Raw genomic sequence first — 22,760 nt, forward strand, 5'->3', positions numbered from 1 at the left:
CGTTACCATGACGGAGACAGTCACGCCAAAACCACTCACCGGCGCGCAGGCCGGAATATGGTACTCTCAACAACTGGATCCGAACAACCCAACGTACAATACCGCAGAATACTTGGAGATTAAGGGAGGTCTGAACATACAGCAATTTATATCTGCCATCCAAACAAGCTTAAGCGAAGCTAACGGATTACACGTTTCTTTCTATGAAGCGGATGGAGAACTTCTGCAACGACCTCACAAACAAAACGTAAATGTCGATCATATTGATGTAACCCAAGAGAAAGACGCTGAGCTTGCTGCACAGTCATGGATGAAAAAAGATCTTGAACATCCTGTTCAATTAGAATCAGACGCATTATTTCGAACAGCACTTATCCAACTCGATAAAAATCATTACTACTGGTTTTTAAGAATTCATCATATTGCAGCGGACGGGTATGCTTTTTCGCTCTTAATGCAGCGTACAGTTAACCTTTATTCGGCGTTACTGCAAGACAAGCCGTCCCCTACGCCTTTTCATTCTTATGATGATTGGATTCAAGCAGACCAAGATTACGTAAATTCACAAACCATAGAAAAAGACCGTAAGTTCTGGTTGGATAAATTTCAAGATAACCCCTCCATCCAAAGTTTAAAAGAGCCTGCAAAATCAATGGGGTATTCAGTAAATAGAGAACGTGGGAACGTTCCGGCCGAACAAACGACATTGCTCGCAAAAGAATACGGTGGATGGACCGAAACGATTGTTGCAGCATTTGCCGTTTACTTGCACAAATTAAAAGGAATTGAAGATATCGTTCTTGGTTTTCCAATCATGGGGAGGTTCGGAAATGCTTCGCAATACGTTCCTACAACCGTCATGAACACGGTACCTTTAAGAATCATTATAAATGAGAAGTTGTCATTAAAAGAACTGGTTTCAAACGTTCACTTCGAAATACAAAAGGCAAAGAAAAACGGGGGCTATCGCCATGAACATTTGAGGCGGGATTTAAGCAAAGTCGGTCATTACAATCGATTATTTGGACCTATTGTAAATGTGATGCCGTTCCATCTTCACCCTAAGATTGAAGGTTGTGAGACAGAACTGCACCGCCTGTCTGCAGGTCCGACAGAAGATATAACCGCCCATTTCTATACCAATTACGATAGCTCGCTACTCGTAGATATTGATGGCCACCCTGATATTTACAAGCCCCACGAACTTAAGCGTCATCTTCAAAGACTGCTCGACCTCATTAAGCAATTCGCTAATACAGGGAATGGCGAGCTGATTCAGCACCTATCCGTTCTTCCTCGCGAAGAATACGATCAGCTAATGCGTATAGGTACTGGTCCTGTACACCAATGGTCATCAGCGTTCTTTTTAGATGACATTGAGGGTTGGGATAATGTAAGCGAAAGAGCAATTGTTTGCGGCAACCATGAAATGAGTTACGAAGAGCTGCGTAAAGAAGTGGCCCGTTATGCAAACTTTTTCGTAGAACAAGGCATTCAAGAAGGCAGTTATGTAGCCATTGCGCTGCCACGATCCATTGATATGGTAGCGATAATGCTCGGGACATTAAAGGCGGGAGCTGCTTATTTGCCATTGGACCCTGATTACCCGGCTGAACGACTAACCTATATGGTACAAGATACAAAACCAACTTGTTTAATGACCACAACCCATTGTTTATGGTCAAAAAACCTGGATACACCAACATACTTTATCGATGAGCAGACATTCCAAAAAACGCTACATGACTATTCAAGTAAATTTGTGCAACATCGCGTACCGAAACACTGCAATCCTGCATATGTGATTTACACTTCCGGATCCACCGGACGCCCGAAAGGAGTCGTTGTATCAAGGCAAGCTTTACTAAACTTTTTGGAATCGATGAACACAACATTCAATTTAAAACCAAGCGACCGTTTCTTAGCTGTCACTACGATTGGATTCGATATTTCAGCATTAGAGCTTTATCTGCCTTTGATGAACGGTTCAACCCTTTTTATCGCTGAAAAAGAAGTGGTCCAAGACCCTAAAAAACTCGACTCCCAGGTCACTTCTGCCAGTATCTCCGTTATGCAAGCAACACCAACATTGTGGCAGACGCTCGTCCATTATTATCCTGACTCTCTTAAAGGATTACGAGTACTTGTTGGCGGTGAAGCATTGCCGGAGTCATTAAAGGAAAAGCTCTTAGCATTACAATGCGAGGTAACAAATTTATTCGGCCCTACCGAAACGACCATCTGGTCAACGCTAAAGAAAGTTACAACGGATGAAATCGGTGTGAATACCGTCGGTTTGCCAATCAGTAATACTGATATTTTTGTTCTTGATCATCATTTACAGCCTATGCCTGCCGGTGTTACCGGTGAACTGTATATTGGGGGTGACGGACTGGCAATCGGTTATCTGAATCGCCCCTCTTTAACGGCCGATCGCTTTATCGCGAACCCGTTCAGCACAGACGGATCCAGGCTCTATCGAACCGGTGATTTAGCAACATGGGATGAGAAGTATGGTCTGATTCATAAAGGCAGAATCGACCATCAGGTGAAAATTCGAGGATTTCGCATAGAAATTGGGGAAATTGAAAACGCATTAACGGCATTATCAGGAATTAAACAAGTAGCTGTCCAAGCGATCGAAGTGAATGATGAACAGCAACTGATCGGGTATATTGTGCAAGATGATAAATACAACGCGGAATTATGGGACGAAAAACTGCGTACCACACTGCAATTAACGCTACCGGATTATATGATCCCTGTTCAATTTGTTCACTTAAATGAATTGCCTTTAACAGAAAACAGAAAAATCGATCGGAAAGCACTGCCTATGCCAAATGTTGAACATCAAGAAAGCCACTTATTACCGCCACGAACAGATGATGAAGTCATGATGTCTCAGCTATTCAAGAATGCCCTTCGTTTAAATAACGATATTAGCATGAATCAGAATTTCTTTACACTGGGCGGTCATTCTTTAAAAGCTGTTGAGTTATCAAGAAGTATCCAAAACCATTTCGGTAAAGCAGTGAGCATAGCAGATATATTCGAGTTCCCAACCATTGAAGGACTTTGCCAAAGACTTCATGATATGAATCCTATTACAACACCAATTGTACCTACACATAATCACAAAGATATTGTACCTTTAACAGTCGAACAAGAACGCCTATGGTTTCTCCATCAATTTGAAGGGCCAAACTCGGCATATAATATACCATTCGTCGTTAAAATGAAGGAGGGCGAACTTGACGAGCAACTTATACGGGTTGCTTTAGGCGATGTGATCACTCGCCATGCCATGTTAGGCGCCTCATTTTTTGAACAAAATCATAAGCCTGTTCAACAGTTACAACCAGGCGATGATCAACCATTTATAACAAATATTCACCTTAACGATGAGGATCTTGAGACAGTCCTAAATGATCTAAGCCAGTATACGTTTAACCTTGAAAACGATCATCCGTTGCGCGTATTTATCATTCATGGGAATGAATCTATCCAAGCGGTTCTCTTTTTATTCCACCACATCATTTTAGATGGCTGGTCGCTATCGACCTTCGCAAATGACTTCAGTGCCGCTTACAATGCTCATAAACGCGGAACATCGGCTTCTTTCGATACGCCTTCCATTGATTATATTGATTATATGCGTTGGCAGAAGCGTTGGTTTAGCGAACATCAACAAACATTAACTGATCAATTATCATTCTGGAAAAATGAACTGCACAATGTACCGGAAGAGATTCAATTACCAACAGACGGAAACCGGGATCCATCTCTCAAAATGAGTGCGCGATATGAATCAGTAGAACTAGACGAATCATCCGTTGCGCGATTGGAAACCATTGCCCAAGAGCAAGGCACCAGTTTATTCACTGTTCTTTTTACAGCTTACTCGATTCTATTGAACAAAATGGGAGCAGGAAATGATCTCCCCATTGGCTTGCCGGTAACAGGAAGAAATCATGCGCAAACGGATTCACTGCTCGGATTGTTTGTAAAGACGCTTGTTGTTCGCACAAAACCAAACGAGCACGCTCGTTTCATTGATGTGCTTGCTCAAGTACAAGAACGAATCCAAAGCGCTCATAAACATCAGGATGTTCCCTTTGAGCAAATTGTCGAAGCTGTTAATCCGACAAGAGTAAAAGGTAGAAATCCATTGTTTCAGGTAATGTTTGCCTATCAAAATCTCCCGGATTTTTCATTATCCATCGATGATGTAACCGTTGAGGAGACCATTTATCCTACAGGCCATGCGAAGTTCGACCTCTCTTTAGAACTGTCAGAAGTACATTCCTCTCATGGTAACAAAAGGGTGAAGGGCATGTTTGAATACCGTCGCGACCTGTTTCATGAAAATACCATTCAAAAACTCAAAACCTATTTTATCCGTATTTTAGAAACCGTATGTTCCACCCCGGCGATCAAGATTGATGGTATCGACGTATTAAACAAAAGGGAGATTGCAGCGCTCACAACATCCAAAACACCGAATCCGGTTCCTGTATCAGATACGATTGTGGATCATTTCGAACGACAAGCGAAGCAACACCCACAAAAATGCGCATTATCATTCGAGGGCAAACAGTTGTCTTATCAAGATGTAAACGAAAAATCAAACCAACTCGCACGTTGTTTACGTGAAAAAGGCGTCGGCGGGAACGGGTTCGCCGCCATTTCACTTCCAAGGTCATTGAATATGATCGTTGCAATCCTTGGCACGTTAAAAGCCGGGGCAGCCTATGTACCAATTGATCCAAACTATCCAGCCGATCGAAAGGAATATTTAGTTTCCGACTCGCGTCCATCGGTCATCATTACGAATGCAGAAACCAGCATAAATATTTTTCACTCTATCGATGCCGAAACGATTGTTCTAGATAATGAAAATGTCCAGCAAGAATTGAAGTCAAAATCAAAAACCAATCTGCAACCTAATGAAAGAAATACGACACTAGATCCAGAGAACCCGGCTTACGTGATATATACATCAGGATCTACAGGAAAACCGAAAGGTGTCGTCATTACACATGCAAACGTAGTGCGACTATTCCGTTCAACGGATCAATGGTTCTCGTTTGATCATCATGATACATGGCCATTATTTCACTCTTACGCATTTGACTTTTCTGTATGGGAAATATGGGGAGCCCTGTTACATGGAGGTAAATTAGTGATCGTTCCATACGAAACGAGTCGTGATCCACATTCTTTTCGAGCGTTGCTCCAGGATGAAGACGTGACGGTCCTGAATCAAACTCCTTCTGCTTTTTATCCGTTGTTAGAAGTTGATAAAGGCTTTCAACAACCAACACTTTCAAGTTTACGATTTATTATTTTCGGAGGTGAAGCATTAGATTTAGGCAAGTTTGCAGGTTGGTATGACCGCTATGCACCAGATCAGCCTTGTTTAATTAATATGTATGGGATTACCGAAACGACCGTACATGTCAGTTATGTAAAGTTAAACGAAAACGACCTAAATCAGCGAGGAAGCATCATTGGCGATTCCATCCCTGACCTTGCCATCTACATTTTGGATGACCAACTGCGACCTGTTCCTCCGGGCACAACAGGTGAAATGTATGTAACAGGCAGCGGATTGGCTAAAGGATACCTTGGAAAGCCCGCATTAACGGCAACCCGTTTTATCGCAAATCCATATGCAATTAATGAAAGAATGTATCGGACCGGGGACCTTGCGAAATGGAGAAGTGATGGCCGGATCGAATATTTAGGTCGAATCGACCATCAGATTAAGCTTCGTGGCTTCCGCATTGAATTAGGAGAAATCAATCATACACTTTCGAGGATTCCGGGCATTGAACAGTGTGCGACGATCCTAAGAGAAGATCACCCCGGCGATCAGCGGCTCGTCACCTATATCGTTCATCACCAACACGATCAAAATGATGAGGGTCTTATCTCTTATGTCAAAAAAGAAGCAAAGAAGGTTCTCCCTGACTATATGCTACCGTCTCATTATGTTAGCGTGGATCAATTGCCGCTGACAACGAATGGAAAGCTTGACCAGAAAGCACTGCCAAAACCTGTACAGAAAATAGCGCAAACGACAAGTCCACGCACTCCCCAAGAAGAAGTGCTGTGTCAATTATTCGAGGAAACACTAGGAATAGACCAAATCGGAATCTATGATAGCTTTTTCGAATGCGGCGGGCATTCGTTGCTCGCTATTCAGCTCATTCGAAAAATAAATCATCATTTTAACGACAACCTTTCAATTCGATCATTGTTTGAAGCGCCTGAAGTTGCCGAACTAGCGGAATTGCTTAATAGTGATCATTCTCAAAGTGAGTTGGATGTTATGCTTCCCCTACGTAAAAGCGGAAACAGCACCCCCCTCTTTTGTATTCATCCAGCCGGCGGACTTAGCTGGTGTTATGCAGGGTTAATAAAGTCGATCGATGATGTTCCGATTTACGGTCTTCAAGCCAGAGGCATTTTGCATCAAGACACCATCGCACGTTCGCTAGATGAACTGGTTGACGATTATGTAACGCATATGCGACATACGCAACCTGAAGGGCCTTATCGCCTCCTCGGCTGGTCTCTCGGCGGGAATATTGCTTTTGAGATTGCTTGCCGGTTGAGAACGATTGGCGAGAGAGTCGAATTACTTGCAATTTTAGATTCATATCCAAGTCACATGCTTCCATTTAGTGAAATACCAGATGAATTGGAAGCCATCAATGCTTTATTAGCTATGGGAGGATATGACATCGAATCAATCGATGATGACAATATTACGCTCGCAAAAGCAATTTCTTGGTTAAAAAATGAGAACAGTGCATTGGCAAGCTTAGATAAAGACACCTTGTATCGATTAAAGGATACGTTCATAAATTCCATCAAGCTTCTTCATACGCATGATCTTAAACGCTATGATGGCGATGTTCTCTTTTTCCGATCTACCGTCCTCCCATCATGGATTGAACCTATTTCCATGTCTGAGTGGCAATCTTATATCACCGGAGACCTCAAAGTACACGATGTTTATTGCAAACATAAAGACATGTGCCAGCCAAAGCCGGTTAAAGAAATTGGAGAAGTTGTGGCAAATCATTTAACTAAAATGGAGAAAGGAAGGGGACACACATGAATGACCCTCGCGAGAATGAGGACGAACAATATCGCGTATTAATGAATCAAAATGGACAATACTCGATTTGGCGAATCGATCTTCCTGTCCCTGATGGATGGACTATTGTATTCGAACAAAATTATAATGCTTGTTTGGAATATATCGATACTCATTGGAAAGAACTGTATCGGCCTGACGGGACAAAATAAATGTGATTAAACGTGAACGAATTGTACTGTGCACTGTCTATGTCATGGCGATGTTTATGGTTGCAATGGATACAACGATCGTAAACATCGCTATACCAACAATATCTTCTGATCTTCAGGTGCGTCCTGCATCAGTAAGTATGATTAATATCGGTTATTTAGTCAGTCTCGCAATCTTTCTGCCGACTGCCGGTTGGCTAAGCCAACGATTTGGCTCAAAGAAGGTTTTCTTCGTTGCTTTAGCCTTATTTTCAACGTCTTCTTTATTTTGCGCGTTGGCAGGAAACATTAAAATGTTAAGCATCGCCCGTATTGCTCAAGGGGCGGCAGGTGCAATGATCGCTCCAATTGGCATGGCCATGATCTACCGTACATTTACAGCGGAAGAGAGACCACAATTAGCAAGAATGCTTATCGTACCGATGGCTCTGGCTCCGGCTTTAGGTCCGGTTGTGGGAGGCGTTATCATTGAGGAATTCACGTGGCGATGGATCTTTATAATTAACATCCCAATTAGTGCGATCGCGATTACCCTGGGCGTTATTTACCTTCAGGAATTTACAAGTCAAATGGAAAAGAAATTTGACTTTAGAGGATTCCTCCTTCTTTGTCCGGGACTTGGACTTACGATATTCGGATTAAGTCAGACGCATGTTTTCGGGTGGGATTCTCCAATCATAGCCACTTGCACACTTCTGGGAATGTGCCTTCTATTATGTTGGATGTTCACTTATCAAAAGACAGTACAACCTTTGTTGGATCTAAGTGCCCATTCTGATCGTTTATATCGCCGAATGACGTTCATTATGGCTTGTTCTCAAGCCGCCTTACACGGTTTCTTATTCGCTTTTCCTTTAATGTATCAACGCACAATGGACGCCACTGCCCTCGAAGCAGGACTTATTATATTCCCGGAGGCTCTTGGTTTAATGCTTGCCTCTCAACTCGTCCCCTTGTCAAATAAAAAATGGGGGCCCAGGCTCGTCATTTCTACGGGGTTGGTTGTAACCATTTTTATTTTAATAAGTTTAAGTCAAATCACACCACACACGAATGAATGGTACTTACGGGGATTCCTATTTCTGATTGGTTTCTTTCTCGGTCATACTGTAGGAACCATTCAAGTAACTGCATTTGCACGAATTCAAAATGAGAACATGTCTAACGCGACAACTTTATTCCAAGTTCAAAACCGGACGAGCTCAGCTATGGGAATAGCTCTGTTAGCGTTCGTGATGGAAATAGGAAGTGAAACAATGAGCTACTCCCTTGCACTTATCAGCGCAGCTTGTGTGCTCAGTATTGGTTTAATCATCGCCCAGTCAATTAAAAATGAAGATACCGACATCGTATTTCAACCTTCAAAAGAACGTGAACATATCGAAACCGATACAAAAACTACACATTCACAAAGATAAGGGGGCGTACATGCCCGATATATACTTGCATAAACGACCTGAATGCTTAACAAACGATACCGTTCATCACCTGCTTATACACCTACCATGTGAAGAACATGCCCGTATAAAAAAACAAAAGAAGCAATTGATTGACCAATACAGGTCAGCTGCCGGCGTTTTACTTGCGATGCATATGTTTGATCTTTACTGCGGTCATAAAAATTATCATTTTCAAAGAAATGCAAACGGAAAGCCAATCATTAAATCAGACACGCCATTCGCTTTTAATCTTTCACATTCCGGTCAATGGATTGCGGGGGTTGCAAGTATTGAACGGATGATCATTGGGATTGACATTGAAGAAATCAAACCCGTCCCAGGCTGGTTGATGAAGGATTCGAACATTTTCACTCATGATGAACGTCGCTGGTTATTCGAAAGTGAATGTCCAACAGAACGTTTTTATACACTATGGACCGCCAAAGAGAGTTGTCTAAAAGCCATGGGAACAGGTCTTGTCGATGAGTTACACAAAATCACCATTGATAATACGCGAAAATTCATTCGCAATAAGTTGGAGAACACTATCTATCACTTTATTCCCTATGATGAAATTCCACAGTACAAACTAACAGTATCAGCTCATCAGCCAATATCTCCAAGCCCGGTCACGTATGTTTCACAATCAGATTTGTTTGATGTTCCTTCTTAGGAGATAACAGGCCATTCGTATGATAGGGTCAATCAGAATTTATTTCTGGTTGGCCATTTTAATTGGATTTTTCAACAATAGTTCCATCATTATCCATCGGCTTGGATTAATCGACTCCCCCCGGCGGCGTCGCCAGTATGGCCAAATAAAAGACAATTGCAATGACCAATATGTAGCTGCCAATATACAACAATAATTGACGGTTCAAGTACTTGTGCATAAAGAGAACACTCGTCTCGTGTTGAAAAAGATTAATTTCTTTTATGAGGGCTTTCGCACGTTTATTTTGAAAGAAATATAGAATGGTTTCCACAAATAGACGGCAAAACATATAAAAAATAAGGAAAAAGGAACCGAGTACGTACATCTCCCATGGATCTTCCGTTGAAGATTCCAAGGCGAGCACAATTGTTGGAAATGCGAAAAAGAGAATAAACAATAACCACAAGAAAAAAACGGATATGATTCTAAGTAATGCCAATAAGCATCCTGGCGAAAATTCCAAACTCATCGCGCCAAGCATTTTGCTCACTCTAGCATAATCGATGTTCTCGCGGCTTTTTTGGACATAATCTTTAGCATAATACTGCCAATAGGCATTTCCGGTTCCTTGGTTAAAATAGCCCGGTTCATACTTAAAATAAAGATCGCGCCGTTTATATTTAACAGGCCGTTTCGGAGTGGCAGGGTCTCTAACTTTATTAATCCCTCTGCTTAGGAATCTGCTTACATGAAAGGATTCTTTGCTTTCTTCCTTCGATTCCGGAAGTTTCATTCTAAAAAAGCGGTCCCGTCTATATCTTCGTGGCCCACGGTACCCCCATAGCAATAAAATAAGGTATATAAGACATAGCATCATGACTATATTCGAAGGAATGCCTAACATAGTTGATCCTCACCTCCAGAAAACCCTAATCATACATAACCGGCGACAAGCATTTCTGCGTTGCTGTTTGTTGTCGATTGACATGTCAATCACCAATCAATCCCATATGGCGGTTCCGCTTGGCCAAGCAGGATATAGGTAATGCCTGTGAGGAGCACATAACTGACGATGTAGAAAGCAAATTGCCGATGAAGATATTTGTTGATGACATCGATCGTCGCCTCAGATTTTAACAGATTGAGTTCCTGGACGATTCGTTTTGACCGGCGAATCTGAACGGCATACTGGATCGTTTCCAAGATCAATCGACAACCCATATAGATAAGGATCATATAACCGCCGAGAGCAAGCAACTCCCATGGCGGGTTCGGATCATAAGATTGGTCCCCGATATGCTCCATAACGATCACTAAAGGCATAAAACCCACAGCAAAAAAATAAAAGAGAAAAAAAACAAAGTGGGACAGGAAGCGCAATGGCCACATCCGCCAGCCCGGTGACAGGTCGAGACTGATCACCCCGAGCATTTTCGCCATCTTGGCGTAATCGATTGTCTTCCGGCTGTTCAGGACACGGTCGGCAATGTAGTGAGACCAAGATGCCCCTGAACTCGTACCGGGAGGGCTGTACAAGTAATAAACATCTCTTCGCGCAGAATCCTTTATATCCCCCCGAATCGAGCCGTCGTTCGTTAACGGAAGTCCTTCATCAAACAATCTGCCGGCATTCACATCCTCCCTGCTGTCTTCATGGAACCCGGCGCCCTTCATCGAGAAAAATCGATCTCGCCTGTAACGCCTGGGGCCGCGCCAACCCCAGATCCATGCGGCTAGATAGATAGCAGCAAGCATCAAACATACATGCAACGGAATAAATTCCCCAAAAACGTCCACGTCATAACCCTCCGTTTGAAATTCCTCACGTCCAAATAATGATTCACTTTTTTGCGTCATATGCCATGCGTCGATCAAGCGTCATGATTGCCTTCCTCCCCGATGGGGATAAAAATCGTGTTTCCCTTGCTATCTTTCCATCCGTCAACACTCTTACCATTGTTTAAGTGGTCGATCAGCTGTGATTGATCTTTCAAGTTATCAGGTCTGATCATGGCTAGTATATTACCATTGGCATCCCTGATCATAAATTCATGTAAATCGCCGTCCATAGCCACTTCATTGACCTCATACAGAAACCAATCATTATTATCTCTCTTGATCCATGTTTGCATGGTGACCATTCCTTTCGTTTTTTTACAGCGTCATGCGAACGGTTTCTATCATATACCCCTTTTATGGTTTGACATAAACGGATGACATGTCGAAGTGTTGCGGATCATTCCCTTATGGCATTCATCATAGTCATCAGTGCCCATAATCGTTTTCTTTTTTTTACAATCATTATGAAATAGGAAAAGCGACCGCACAGAAGTGCAAGTCGCTTTCGGTTCCCTACTCGCCCAAATGTTAGGTCATGAATTAGCGCGCGGGCGCTTTTTTCATTACGATGAGCAAAATCCCAATAATGAGGATAGGCAACAAGAAATAGGATAGGCTTTGCCCGCCTTGCATCATCCATGAAAACAGCACAATCGCTACGGCAAAGATACCGATGCCGGGCAAGATCTTCCGAATATTCACGAACGTGAACTTGCTGAAGTGATTGATAATAAACAAAAGGAACGCGCCGATCAACAGAAACGCCACCACTTGGATCACGACGATGACCGCCATCGTTGACATTTAATACTTCCTCCCTCTATAATGCAATACCACATTTCGAATACAAAACAATTGGATCGCCACCGGAATGACCAACATGAATGTGATGCTATAGAAATTTTTCAAAAATCCAATAATGATCACTGCACCCATCCCGATGATGGCCATGATATTGATGCGGAGAAATTTGCGCATGCTCACGATTTGATGGAAAGCTTTCAACACGAAAATAAGCAACAGCAAGAACACAATAAACAAAAATCCAAACGATAGTAATAACCCAGTCAGACTGCTCATACGCTCACCTCTTCTTATGTAAACGTATGACAAGCCTCCGCTCCCTATGAAAAAAGTTTAGCCGTGGCGGCTAAACTTTTCGTTATTTTTCATATAGATCGACCAATTCGCCTTGCATAATATAACGATCAGGTGCGGCCCCGATATAATCGAACGGATAACACGTCGTCACCGTCAAAACCGGTTCGTCTTTTTCAACAATCACGGTTCGATCGTCTGCATCGGTAATCCAGATGTCATCAATTTCATATTCATAAATCCAGCCATCGAATTCCACCTGCATAACATCGCCTTCTTCAACATCTCCCATTTCAGTGAAAACCGTGTCTCTGTGGCCGCTTAAAACCGTGTGTTTTTGAACATTGGGGGTCTCCGTCCACTCGTCGGAAACATACATGCCAACGCCTTGATCGAGTGTTGCATCATCGGTGCCCCAAAAAACCTCAAAGCGGGAATCTATGGAGGGGATTTCAAGGGAAGCAATTTCATCACCTTTTTCAAATTCAAAAGATTTAGTTGGATCCGGTTCCGATTCCTCTTCCTCTTGTACAGGCTCAGGTTCAGGTTCGGGTTCAGGCTCGGGTGCCGGTTCAGACGCTTCCGCTTCTTCCTCAATAGACTCGACCGTTTGCGTGCTTTGCATCCAGTCATAACCGGCCCAACCTGCCAAGGCAAGCCCAAAGGCGATAAGCATATAGAAAAACACGCGCATTGCTACTAATCTCCTTTCACATAAGCGTAGGCGGTTGAATGCTACTCCTATCATAACTTGAAACACAAATAATCACAATCTTTTTTCATTACGAGCTTTTTACGCTGTACCGATCTTCCACTTTACGCATAACAGCAGGACTGGGTTCACCGCCTAGCCGCGTGTTTCAGAAGTTCTTTCTTTGAACTTTTCACATCATCTTCACGGGTTATAATGCATAATTGCTGAGCTTATATTCTTCGGCCAACACCATTTCTACGCCACAGGGAGGAGTGACAAACCTGTTCTCGTTCTCAAGCGGTGGGAAAGTGGTCTAATGGTTCAACAAACCGATTTTGTCCCATTATAGGAATAAAACAGTTCCCAATGGGACGATAACCCTCTTTTCGTCCCATTTTAGGAAGAAAAGTGACGACCAATGGTACAATAAACTCGATTTTGTCCCACAATAGGAAGGAAAACGAATTCCAATGGGACGATAAACCTGATTTTGTCGCTTAAATTCTGCCCCTCCCGATATCGTTCATATCAAACCACTCTTTTTAGGCCATGATTCATAGATATTCGGCTTATATCCGGCGACCGCTTTCCTCATTATTTGCCGTATTTTTTCGGAACACCACCAGAGGAAAGAATTTTTGAAACGCTCCCCTTCAACCTTTCCTTCCGCGAACCAGCAATTGCTTCTGATACTCGTTGATCATTCGTTTTTTATGCTCCAAAACAATCATGACCCGTCGCCACACCCACGGAAATAGGAAAAAGATGGTCAACCTATCATGATTTGTTACACTTGCGGACTTATCTGAATCCCAAGCAACGATTTGAGTACACTAAACCGATTTCTGAGGACTCATTTGCATCCCGGGCGACACAAGGAGTCTTCAAAGTCCAATCTCGAGGACTAATCTTATACACGATGCACATGCCGAAGACCTTTTTACGATATGGGATCGATGTTCCCGGACCGATCACTATAAGCACCGCCAATCTCCATGAGCCCGTTGTTTTTTTGGGGAGTTCTTTTCGCATTGCAGTCATCCCTTGTATGCCAAGGGCTCCGGGACAGCGCAATTAGCTAATGACGGCATCCTCCCGATTTTCCACAACCGGAACTTGCTGGCGGAGCAAACAAGAAACAGGTAACGCATAATCGATCAAAAGAGAGCTTTTTTAAATTGAATGATCCCCTGTTTTATTTCAGTTTCCGATAAACCTCCAAACCCAAGTAATAGCGAAGGGGAGCTGTGATTGTCCCTTTTCTCGTAATAAATCGAGGTTGGATAGACGTTCACATTGTGTTTTTCAGCTGCTTTGATTAGCTCTTCTTCACTCATGTTATTGTGCACTTTCAAGAGGATGTGCAAGCCCGATTGATCGCCAATAACCGTAACTCTTTCTCCCAGCTCTTGATGAATCGCTGCCATTAATGTCTTATGTTTGCTGCGGTATACGGTTCTCATTTTATTTAAGTGCCTTTCCCAGTAGCCATTTTTCATAAATTGAAATAAAATATTTTGATATAAACGAGGGACAGTTTGTTTATTCATCAACATCGTTTGCTGGTAATTGTTTTTCAATTCCCCAGGTAAGATCATGTAGCTTATACGCGCAGAGGGAATCAATGATTTGGAAAATGTCCCAAAGTAAATAACATTTTCTGAAGCGTCAATCCCCTGTAAACTTGGAATCGGCTTTCCTTTATATCTAAATTCGCCGTCATAATCATCTTCGATGATATATCCTCCTGTTTTTTCTGCCCATTTAAGGAGCTCCAACCTTCGCGAAATCGGCATAACGACCCCGGTAGGAAATTGGTGGGAAGGGGTAACATAGGCAATATTTGCCGAGCTATTCTTTAACCGTTCTACGTCGATCCCTTCTTCATCCAGAGGGATTGGATCAATAGACATGCTGTGGTTTTTCAACGCATGTTTCGTCCTATGGAAGCCCGGATCTTCAATTGCTACAACAGAATCCTTATCCATAAGCATACAAAGAATACCAACTAAGTATTGTGTCCCCGCCCCAATGACAATTTGGTCCGGGGAACATCGAACGCCTCGAGATTGGAAAAGATACATAGAAATCTCTTTACGTAAATTAAATTCGCCTTGAGGATCACCGTTTAATAAATGTTCCTCATCACTTAAACATTCGATACTAATTTTACGCCAAGTTTTGTGCGGGAAATGGTCCAAATCAATTTTCCCGGGATGAAAATCATACGCCATTTGCTTAGATAATGCTTCCATTGGGGGAAATGTTGGCGCATTTTCGGCAGGGAGTATATCGTACGCCACTTTTTGGACAAATAACCCTTTTCTAGGTTGGCTGTGAATATATCCTTCTGCTTTCAGCTGATCATATGCGGACTCGATTGTAAGTTGGCTAACTGCAAGGTGTTCAGCAAGTTTTCGCTTTGAAGGGAGCTTTGTTTCCTCCTCTATCCTACCCGACTGAATTTCTCGTTTGAAGTATTGATAGATTTGGAGATACAAAGGAGTGTTACTTTTAGCGTTTAAATGAATGGTGACTTCAAACATTGACCCTACCTCCGTTTTTCTATCTGGCATTGCTTAATGTAATGAATCTGGCTATTTTGATAATGCCAGTGTGACGTTATACTCATTTTATTCCTTATCACTACTTAATGATAGTGGTTAGATAAAATTCAAGGAGGGCTAAGTAAATGGATGTAAAAGAATTAATCTCTGAACATGAATGGTTGGAAGCGTTCCCGATTATGAATCAATTGCGTTCGCATCTTAACGAAAACGAATACGTGGAATTGGTGGCAGAGGCGAGTGAAAAAGACATGTACCGATTGTTTGCTTTATATGATCAAGGAGAGATCGTCGCTGTCACTGGATTCAAGCCTATGATAACCTTATACTACGGACGGTTTGTTTGGATTTGCGACTTAGTTACGGATGCAACTAAACGTTCAAAGGGGTACGGAGAAGAGCTTCTATCATTCGTGCACGAATGGGCATTAGAGAATAATTATGAAAGTGTTGCCCTTTCCTCGGGCTTACAACGCTACGATGCCCATCGCTTTTATGAAGCAAAAATGAAGTATGATAAAGCCAGCTATGTTTTTAAACGATCATTGAGTTAGTAGAAAAGGATGTGGCAACGATGAAAGCAGACCACCTTACAAAAGGAGATAAAGTGGGAATCATTTCCCCTTCCACCCCGGCACCGGTAAAGTTTCCCGAACGTTTTAAAAGAGGCAAAGCGTATTTGGAAAGCATGGGATTAGATTTAGTTGAGGGCTGTTGTACACATAAGGAACAGAGTTATCGGTCATCTACTATTCGTGATCGGGCAGAAGAAATAAACGAATTTATAAGAGATCCGGAAATTAAAGCCATTATCAGTACGATTGGAGGGATGAATTCGAACGCCTTATTGCCTTACATTGATTACAAAACCTTGAAAAAGCACCCAAAAATTATGATGGGTTACAGCGATGTCACAGCATTACTTTTGGGGATTTATCAAAAAACCGGGCTGCATACGTTTTATGGGCCTGCCGTTGTCCCCTCCTTTGGAGAATATCCAGAAATGCTTAAATCAGGTGCAGACTATGTAAAAAATGAATTATTTGCCGAAAAAAAAGCTCCCTATACACTTGAAGTACCTGATAAATGGACTGAAGAACTTATCGATTGGCATTCACAAGACAGGGCAAAAACGATGGTTACTAATGAAGGGTGGAAATGTGTCAGAAGTGGCAAAGCAAGCGGAAAACTAATCGGCGGCAACTTGAATGCAATGTTTGGCTTTATAGGTACGGCGTATTTCCCGGATCTAAATGACGCCATTCTATTTATCGAAGATTCTTTTAAAGACATGGCCACAGAAGAACGGTTGTTTTCCATGTTAAAACTCCACGGTGTTTTTGACCAAATCCAAGGGTTAATTATAGGCAAACATGAACATTTTGATGATCTTGGTTCTCCTTTCACGCAGGAAGACCTTTTACTTGAGGTCATCGGTGATCGAAGCTTCCCAATTCTGGAAAATGTTGATATCGGCCATACTTTCCCCTCTCATGTGTTCCCGATTGGAATTAAGGTAGAGTTAGACGCAGATAATGGGGACATTGTTTTTACTGAAAAGGGTGTTCATTAGGGATTAATTTTTCCTTAAGCAGCCAAAATAACCCCTTTATTAATGCAAGATTTTCATTTATGCTTGAAGTACTATACCCTTTTTTGGGATTATAGTCTCCTCTTGGTAAAAGCTCACCTTTTTGACAAGGTGAGCTTCATTTAAATGCTATGATATTAGAAGCTGCATGAAATCGATTGGAGACATTACAAATGGAAATTAGAACAGCAACTGAAAAAGACATAAGTGCATTAGCCGGACTGATGGAGCATTTAGGGTATCCAACGACTACCGAGGAAATGAATTTAAGATTTAGCAATATAGAATCACACCCCGACTATCACACTTTGATCGCTTCATATAATGATAAAACCGTGGGAATGGTCAGTTTAGCTAAAAGCTTTTTTTATGAAGCGGATGGCATATATGTTCGAATCGTAGCCATCGTTGTAGATCCCGACTATCAAAACCTTGGAATTGGAAAAGAACTCATTAAAGCAGCAGAAAATTGGGCAAGAATGATTGGAGCTAATGTGATAGCACTGAATAGCGGGGATCGACCGGAAAGGTCAAATGCACACACGTTTTATAAGAACATGGGGTTTGAAGACAAAAATATTGGGTTTACTAAAAGCCTTTTATAATACAATTGTCAAACGATAAGGAGATAGGCCATCATGAGTCAATCAGAATTAATTCAACAATCTAAAGCACCCCAAACACGTACTTCGCTTGCAAATGACTTAAGAAAGTTAGGCTTGGACGAAGGCATGGTTATTATTGTGCATTCGTCGATGAAATCGTTAGGTTGGGTCTGCGGTGGACCAGTGGCTGTTATTCAAGCTTTACAAGAGGTGATCACTCCAAAAGGTACGATTATCATGCCAGCTCACAGCGCTGATGTATCGGACCCCAGAGAATGGGGAAATCCGGCAATCCCGGAAGAATGGGTCACCGAAGTAATAAATGAATTGCCTCCATTTGATCCCAATGTAACACCAACCGTGGCAATGGGGACCATTGCAGAGTCATTTCGCACATACCCGGACGTGAAGCGCAGCTATCATCCTGTACATTCTTTTTCAGTGTGGGGAAAGAACCGCGAGGAAATCGCAAGGAACCATTCATTAGATAATGGACTGGGCGATGACTCGCCACTTGGCTTTATATACCGAAATAGTGGTTATGTATTGATGCTTGGAACGGATTATGAAACGAACACGTCCATGCATTACGGAGAGCACAAAGCTACAGGTATTAAAGAAGTCAAAAAGATGAGTCCAATTCTAGAGAACGATCAAAAGGTATGGAAAGCATTTACGGAGATTGATTATGATGAGGAAAAGTTTCCAGCAGTTGGCGAGAAGTTTGAACAGGAATATGAGCTGAGGAAAGGTTATGTTGGCCATGCTTTCTCAAGGCTGATTTATCAACCTGATTTAGTTGAATACACGGGGAAAAATATAAACTAATTTTATATTCGACGCAACTCTGTAATTAAGAAAGGAACGTTTCATGCTAGGAGCTATCTTACACGGAATTATATTATCCTTCGGATTAATTTTAGCTTTTGGAGCGCAAAATATATTCCTTTTTAATCAAGGGGCTGCTCACAAAAAGTTACGGCATACTATGCCATCCGTAGTAACAGCTTCCATTTGCGACACCATCTTAATTATTCTTGCAGTCTTAGGCGTTTCACTCATCGTCATGACTATACCTATTTTTCAAATCATCTTTTTTTGCGGTTGGATTTCTTTTTCTTATTTACATTGGATGGTCTATTTGGTCAAGTGATCCAATAGAAGTTAATAAGCAGCACGGAGCGATGAATGCAAAAAAACAAATCCTATTTGCCGTATCTGTTTCTCTTTTGAACCCTCATACTGTCCTTGATACGGTAGGGGTTATTGGAACCAATTCGCTGGGGTATTCTGAAACCCTTGAATTAATGGGGTTTACGATCGCTTGTATTGCCGTATCATGGCTATCTTTTGTTGGATTAGCGATGAGCGGCAAAACGATACGCACGATCGATAAAGAAGGTAAAATCGTCGTTCTTATTAATAAAATTTCAGCAGTAATTATTTGGGGAGTAGCGATCTTTCTAGGATATCAACTGTATTTGTTGATCTAATAGTGATTGCCTATAGGTTGTATAGTACAAATTCACTTCAAAGGGGGCTCTAACTGATGTTTTTTGACTTGCAAGGTGAACCAAACATGCCTCCAACTGTGGGAATATTGTATTCCGCTGTGAAAGAAAATAGCCAGCGGCTACGATTAATCACGGATGGCATGTCGCAAGAAGAAGTAGATTATAAAGGCCCAAATAATAATTTCAATAGTACTGCCCAGGTGAACCTCTCTACCTAAATCAAAGATTTTGGTGGAGCTTCCCTCTTCACGGACGATGGCTTTGTTCTATGTGAACCGAGTCTTACATCATCTCCCAGGGCTTTGTTTTATACTGCTCGGACAGGACCTTGCCCTACAGTGGAAACAATCGATTTATAAGGTTGGGCTCAAACCATAGAGATCCAGCCCAACTTTTTCAATATTGATGGCCGCATTATGGTCGCGATCTAAAACTGTTCCGCATGACTTGCACACATGTGTGCGAACGGACAAAGCCTTTTTCACTCGCTTCCCACAGCTGGAACAGTCTTGACTGGTATAATGGGGTTTAATTCTTACGAGTTCTCCACCATTATTTTTACATTTGTACTCGAGCTTACGACAAAAAGCACCCCAACCAGCGTCATAAATTGATTTTGCCAAATGACGGTTTTTCACCATATTTCGAATTTTTAAGTCCTCCACAAAAACGAATTTATATGTTTTCGAAAGATGATAACTTCGTTTATGGAGAAAATCACGCCGTTGGTTCGCCACTTTTATGTGCAGCTGTTGGACTTTTAGACGTTGTTTCTTCCAATTATTTGACCCTTGTTTCATGCGGGAAAGTTTCTTTTGCGCTCGTTTCAATTTCTTTTCTGTTTTCAAAAGGAATCTCGGATTTTCGACGTTGCTTCCATCCGATAGCACGGCAAACTTATGAATCCCAACATCAACGCCTGTGGATTGAACAGGGAAATCAACCGTTTCGTTTACGTGTCTTTCGACGCTGAAGATCGCAAACCAACGATGACCTTGGCGTTTGATCGTGACTTGTTTCACCTTTCCTTCTATTGAGCGGTGAAAGTTGACATAGATTGATCCGAGCTTTGAAATAAGAAGATGATTGTTTTCGCCTAACGAAGCAGCATAACGCACGTCGCGTACGTTAACTTTACCGGTTTTCTTGTTTTTTACCTTTCGTTTTTCCACCCCAAATTGTGTAAATGTCAGTGACTGGTAATCTTTATGCTTTTTGATTTTTGGATAACGTGCACGCCCTTCGAAAAAGTTCTTATACGCTTCTTCCAGGCGAAAAAAAACCTCCTGCAAAGGTTGCGACGGCATTGTTTTAAGAAGGGGGAATGTTTGTTTATCCTTTGTTTGCTGTTTTTGCAATTCATGTCGGGATAGTCCGGTCTTATTCTTTTGGTAAAAACGCTGTTTATCCAAAAGAGCGGAATTGTATTGTTGACGACAGATAGACAGCCAACAATTCATTGTTTCCATCTGATCTTTGTTTGGAAACATTTCGTATTTATAATTCATGCGTACCAACATGTTGTCACCTCCCGAACGTTTGATTTGCCTCTATTATACCAAACATATGTTTTTTATCAAGCTTTTTTCCTATTTTTCTAATAAAAAATGCCGATTCATCCCCCACTAAATCAAAGATTTTGAAGGAGGCTCCTCGGCAAAACGGTTAAAGACAATGATTTAGGGACCGTAGTTACCTTCGGACATGAAAATGAAAAAAAGCAACAATTCGCTTGGCCTATGGCACATGACTGACCACAATAGGTATCATCAGGCCCATATTAACCAACTGCAAAAGTGGTTTAAAGATCTTTGAGCGATTAACAATATGTCTCCAAGTTTTGGATATCCCTCATATCTCAAAATTATAAGCCTTGAGCATCCTTTTCTTTATTCCATTTAAGTTTATTTACTTGATAAAAAGTCCAATGCGGTTTTGCCCAACGTGATGGATGAAAGAAGACAAACAAATTGGATATCACATTTATTTTCTACAGTCTTTCTTCTGCTCTTTTATAAGCTTTCATTTTATCTCGTGGGCCAATTGCAATAATTTTTATTTTTATGGGATCTTCTTTTACAGCTAGATAAATAATACGAATTCCTCTACTTTTGTGCTTTATTTTTGCATAGTTGTGCAAAAGGCTATTCAAGGGCTATTCTACTCCTTCAGGCTTAATCAGCGCTCCTTGTTTTGCCCTTCTAAGAATTAGCTGAAAGATGAGGGAAAGCTGCCCTCGATGTTTTTTCAAATCTTTATCTACATCTGGATGAAAGGAAAGTTCAACGTTATAGTGCTTCAATACATTTATCGTTTTGGACCATAAATCACTCGTCTTCCTCGGTTAGTTCCCCGGCCATCACCTTAGCATTTAAAGAATCAAAATCAATTTTAATGCCATCATCGCTTAAACTCTCAGCTAGGTCCTCTAAAGACACCGATCCGTTTGGGTCTGAATTTAAACGAGCAATTGCCTCCATTTCAACAAGTTTATCCTGTAATTTATCCAATTCTTCTTTATAATTCAACAGTTCTTTATAATGCTCTACATCCGCCAACACAACAGCTGTACCTTTTTTCTTTGAATTTTGAATAACATACACATCATCGTTTTCATCTTGTGCGGAAAAACGCTCCATGATTTCACTTAACTTATTTTTTCGCGTAATATCAGTAATATTCAAAACATGATCACGCGCAAAATCTAATGTGTCAGCATCAATTGGTTTGCGTCTTTTTTTCTCATCCATGTTGATCACACTCACTTTCAGCCCCTAGCGCCTTCATCCATGTCTATTTCCCAATCAGAACTGTAATCATCACCCAAAACATCTTTCATAATGTCTTCCGTAATGTCGAAGCCCTCTTCTCGCTTTCGTTTAACATACTCAAAATATTCACGAGGTACCTTATAACGCCCCCTTTTCCCAATGCGATGAGCGGGTAGCAGACCCTTTTCGATCCAATCACGAACCGTTTCTGTCGTCACTTCAAAGTAGTCAGCAACCTGTCCCGTGGAAACGTATTTCCTTCTTCCCCTTCGCCATGGTCTTCCATAAATACTGTAGAATCCTTTGTATTTGATTGTTCAATTTCTATTTCATCATCAGAAAGAATAACTACACTTTTTCCCCCAATTCGCATGACCGCACCGCGATTCAAAAGGTCTATGGTTCGTTTAATGGCTGACAAATCATCACTTCGATGTTCATCCGTCTTATTTAAAAGCTCTTCGAGATCCTGTATGATATACTCAATGTTCAATTTGTGCTTTGTAGACATGTCGCGCCACCTCCACATCACGATTATACCACAAATCAAACAATGCAAAGTTTGCAAAATACGAGTTCCTTATGAACATATCAAGGATGAACGGTTTGGATGTGTATAAAACCATGCTTGAAATACTCCACCTTAATATCTAACGACATTTGATAA

General features: G+C 41.6%; 20 protein-coding genes and 2 pseudogenes. 10 read left to right on the top strand and 12 right to left on the bottom strand.

Annotated features, from left to right (window positions below; translation table 11 throughout):
* Window positions 1-7: 7 nt before the first annotated feature.
* From HUG15_RS20240 to HUG15_RS20255, 4 genes are read left to right on the top strand one after another with little or no spacing between them, the layout of a single operon-like run.
* On the top strand, window positions 8-7,129 hold the full coding sequence (locus tag HUG15_RS20240; protein ID WP_200125242.1) for an amino acid adenylation domain-containing protein: 7,122 nt from the start codon (window positions 8-10) through the stop codon (window positions 7,127-7,129).
* Entirely contained in the window at window positions 7,126-7,320 is a 195-nt protein-coding gene (locus HUG15_RS20245) for an MbtH family NRPS accessory protein (RefSeq protein ID WP_200125245.1), read from the top strand. Before HUG15_RS20240 ends, HUG15_RS20245 begins: the two co-directional genes overlap by 4 nt.
* A gap of 2 nt (window positions 7,321-7,322) precedes the next feature.
* A complete protein-coding gene (locus HUG15_RS20250; protein WP_200125247.1) occupies window positions 7,323-8,738 on the top strand; it encodes an MDR family MFS transporter in 1,416 nt (471 codons plus the stop codon).
* Window positions 8,739-8,748: 10 nt separating this feature from the next.
* Entirely contained in the window at window positions 8,749-9,432 is a 684-nt protein-coding gene (locus HUG15_RS20255) for a 4'-phosphopantetheinyl transferase family protein (protein WP_211202290.1), read from the top strand.
* A gap of 106 nt (window positions 9,433-9,538) precedes the next feature.
* Here HUG15_RS20255 and HUG15_RS20260 read toward each other — a convergent pair whose 3' ends face one another.
* The 7 genes from HUG15_RS20260 to pdxR all read right to left on the bottom strand — a co-directional run bounded on the left by HUG15_RS20260 (window position 9,539) and on the right by pdxR (window position 15,591).
* Window positions 9,539-10,207, bottom strand: coding sequence for a hypothetical protein (locus HUG15_RS20260; RefSeq protein ID WP_200125251.1), 669 nt, complete (start codon window positions 10,205-10,207; stop codon window positions 9,539-9,541).
* Between the two features lie 200 nt (window positions 10,208-10,407).
* Window positions 10,408-11,289, bottom strand: coding sequence for a hypothetical protein (locus tag HUG15_RS20265; RefSeq protein ID WP_211202291.1), 882 nt, complete (start codon window positions 11,287-11,289; stop codon window positions 10,408-10,410).
* Window positions 11,286-11,546: a hypothetical protein gene (locus HUG15_RS20270; protein WP_200125255.1), complete on the bottom strand. Its 261-nt coding sequence runs from the start codon at window positions 11,544-11,546 to the stop codon at window positions 11,286-11,288. Before HUG15_RS20270 ends, HUG15_RS20265 begins: the two co-directional genes overlap by 4 nt.
* Window positions 11,547-11,793: 247 nt before the next feature.
* The gene (locus tag HUG15_RS20275) at window positions 11,794-12,057 is read right to left on the bottom strand and encodes a hypothetical protein (RefSeq protein ID WP_200125257.1); all 264 of its coding nucleotides are present in this window, start codon (window positions 12,055-12,057) and stop codon (window positions 11,794-11,796) included.
* Window positions 12,058-12,333, bottom strand: a complete 276-nt coding sequence (locus HUG15_RS20280; RefSeq protein ID WP_200125259.1) for a hypothetical protein — start codon at window positions 12,331-12,333, stop codon at window positions 12,058-12,060.
* A gap of 82 nt (window positions 12,334-12,415) precedes the next feature.
* Window positions 12,416-13,045 carry a class D sortase gene (locus HUG15_RS20285; protein WP_246516417.1) on the bottom strand — a complete coding sequence of 210 codons (630 nt, stop codon included), beginning with the start codon at window positions 13,043-13,045 and terminating at the stop codon, window positions 12,416-12,418.
* Between the two features lie 1,157 nt (window positions 13,046-14,202).
* Window positions 14,203-15,591: a MocR-like pyridoxine biosynthesis transcription factor PdxR gene (pdxR, locus tag HUG15_RS20290; RefSeq protein ID WP_200125261.1), complete on the bottom strand. Its 1,389-nt coding sequence runs from the start codon at window positions 15,589-15,591 to the stop codon at window positions 14,203-14,205.
* Between the two features lie 146 nt (window positions 15,592-15,737).
* Here pdxR and HUG15_RS20295 point away from each other — a divergent pair, with 146 nt between their 5' ends.
* The 6 genes and pseudogenes from HUG15_RS20295 to HUG15_RS20320 form a co-directional block, all read left to right on the top strand.
* On the top strand, window positions 15,738-16,166 hold the full coding sequence (locus tag HUG15_RS20295; protein WP_200125263.1) for a GNAT family N-acetyltransferase: 429 nt from the start codon (window positions 15,738-15,740) through the stop codon (window positions 16,164-16,166).
* A 20-nt stretch (window positions 16,167-16,186) separates the two neighbouring features.
* Entirely contained in the window at window positions 16,187-17,185 is a 999-nt protein-coding gene (locus tag HUG15_RS20300; RefSeq protein ID WP_200125265.1) for a S66 family peptidase, read from the top strand.
* Between the two features lie 191 nt (window positions 17,186-17,376).
* Window positions 17,377-17,808: a GNAT family N-acetyltransferase gene (locus tag HUG15_RS20305; protein WP_200125267.1), complete on the top strand. Its 432-nt coding sequence runs from the start codon at window positions 17,377-17,379 to the stop codon at window positions 17,806-17,808.
* Between the two features lie 33 nt (window positions 17,809-17,841).
* The gene (locus HUG15_RS20310; protein WP_200125269.1) at window positions 17,842-18,636 is read left to right on the top strand and encodes an AAC(3) family N-acetyltransferase; all 795 of its coding nucleotides are present in this window, start codon (window positions 17,842-17,844) and stop codon (window positions 18,634-18,636) included.
* A 43-nt stretch (window positions 18,637-18,679) separates the two neighbouring features.
* A pseudogene (locus tag HUG15_RS20315) lies at window positions 18,680-19,301 on the top strand (LysE/ArgO family amino acid transporter).
* Between the two features lie 56 nt (window positions 19,302-19,357).
* Window positions 19,358-19,525 (top strand): annotated as a pseudogene (locus HUG15_RS20320) (DinB family protein); the annotation flags it as partial.
* Between the two features lie 150 nt (window positions 19,526-19,675).
* On the opposite strand, the gene HUG15_RS20325 reads toward HUG15_RS20320, so the two are convergent.
* The 5 genes from HUG15_RS20325 to HUG15_RS20345 form a co-directional block, all read right to left on the bottom strand.
* On the bottom strand, window positions 19,676-20,842 hold the full coding sequence (locus HUG15_RS20325) for an RNA-guided endonuclease InsQ/TnpB family protein (protein ID WP_200125271.1): 1,167 nt from the start codon (window positions 20,840-20,842) through the stop codon (window positions 19,676-19,678).
* A gap of 470 nt (window positions 20,843-21,312) precedes the next feature.
* Window positions 21,313-21,474 carry a hypothetical protein gene (locus HUG15_RS23205; protein ID WP_246516418.1) on the bottom strand — a complete coding sequence of 54 codons (162 nt, stop codon included), beginning with the start codon at window positions 21,472-21,474 and terminating at the stop codon, window positions 21,313-21,315.
* A 175-nt stretch (window positions 21,475-21,649) separates the two neighbouring features.
* The gene (locus HUG15_RS20335) at window positions 21,650-22,072 is read right to left on the bottom strand and encodes a hypothetical protein (RefSeq protein ID WP_200125273.1); all 423 of its coding nucleotides are present in this window, start codon (window positions 22,070-22,072) and stop codon (window positions 21,650-21,652) included.
* A gap of 17 nt (window positions 22,073-22,089) precedes the next feature.
* Window positions 22,090-22,311: a MerR family transcriptional regulator gene (locus HUG15_RS20340; protein WP_200125275.1), complete on the bottom strand. Its 222-nt coding sequence runs from the start codon at window positions 22,309-22,311 to the stop codon at window positions 22,090-22,092.
* Window positions 22,308-22,604 carry a hypothetical protein gene (locus HUG15_RS20345; RefSeq protein WP_200125277.1) on the bottom strand — a complete coding sequence of 99 codons (297 nt, stop codon included), beginning with the start codon at window positions 22,602-22,604 and terminating at the stop codon, window positions 22,308-22,310. Before HUG15_RS20345 ends, HUG15_RS20340 begins: the two co-directional genes overlap by 4 nt.
* Window positions 22,605-22,760: the final 156 nt, after the last annotated feature.

It is taken from the genome of Salicibibacter cibarius (assembly GCF_016495725.1).
GTDB classification, from domain to species: Bacteria; Bacillota; Bacilli; order Bacillales; family Marinococcaceae; genus Salicibibacter; species Salicibibacter cibarius.

Coding starts and splice junctions, on each gene's coding strand:
- HUG15_RS20300 (WP_200125265.1), top strand. CDS start 16,187: ATGAAAGCAGACCACCTTACAAAAGGAGATAAAGTGGGAATCATTTCC.
- HUG15_RS20260 (WP_200125251.1), bottom strand. CDS start 10,207: ATGAAACTTCCGGAATCGAAGGAAGAAAGCAAAGAATCCTTTCATGTA.
- HUG15_RS20245 (WP_200125245.1), top strand. CDS start 7,126: ATGAATGACCCTCGCGAGAATGAGGACGAACAATATCGCGTATTAATG.
- HUG15_RS20275 (WP_200125257.1), bottom strand. CDS start 12,057: ATGTCAACGATGGCGGTCATCGTCGTGATCCAAGTGGTGGCGTTTCTG.
- HUG15_RS20310 (WP_200125269.1), top strand. CDS start 17,842: ATGAGTCAATCAGAATTAATTCAACAATCTAAAGCACCCCAAACACGT.
- HUG15_RS20335 (WP_200125273.1), bottom strand. CDS start 22,072: ATGGATGAGAAAAAAAGACGCAAACCAATTGATGCTGACACATTAGAT.
- HUG15_RS20280 (WP_200125259.1), bottom strand. CDS start 12,333: ATGAGCAGTCTGACTGGGTTATTACTATCGTTTGGATTTTTGTTTATT.
- pdxR (WP_200125261.1), bottom strand. CDS start 15,591: ATGTTTGAAGTCACCATTCATTTAAACGCTAAAAGTAACACTCCTTTG.
- HUG15_RS20285 (WP_246516417.1), bottom strand. CDS start 13,045: ATGCGCGTGTTTTTCTATATGCTTATCGCCTTTGGGCTTGCCTTGGCA.
- HUG15_RS20270 (WP_200125255.1), bottom strand. CDS start 11,546: ATGCAAACATGGATCAAGAGAGATAATAATGATTGGTTTCTGTATGAG.
- HUG15_RS20240 (WP_200125242.1), top strand. CDS start 8: ATGACGGAGACAGTCACGCCAAAACCACTCACCGGCGCGCAGGCCGGA.
- HUG15_RS20305 (WP_200125267.1), top strand. CDS start 17,377: ATGGAAATTAGAACAGCAACTGAAAAAGACATAAGTGCATTAGCCGGA.
- HUG15_RS20345 (WP_200125277.1), bottom strand. CDS start 22,604: ATGTCTACAAAGCACAAATTGAACATTGAGTATATCATACAGGATCTC.
- HUG15_RS20325 (WP_200125271.1), bottom strand. CDS start 20,842: ATGTTGGTACGCATGAATTATAAATACGAAATGTTTCCAAACAAAGAT.
- HUG15_RS20255 (WP_211202290.1), top strand. CDS start 8,749: ATGCCCGATATATACTTGCATAAACGACCTGAATGCTTAACAAACGAT.
- HUG15_RS20295 (WP_200125263.1), top strand. CDS start 15,738: ATGGATGTAAAAGAATTAATCTCTGAACATGAATGGTTGGAAGCGTTC.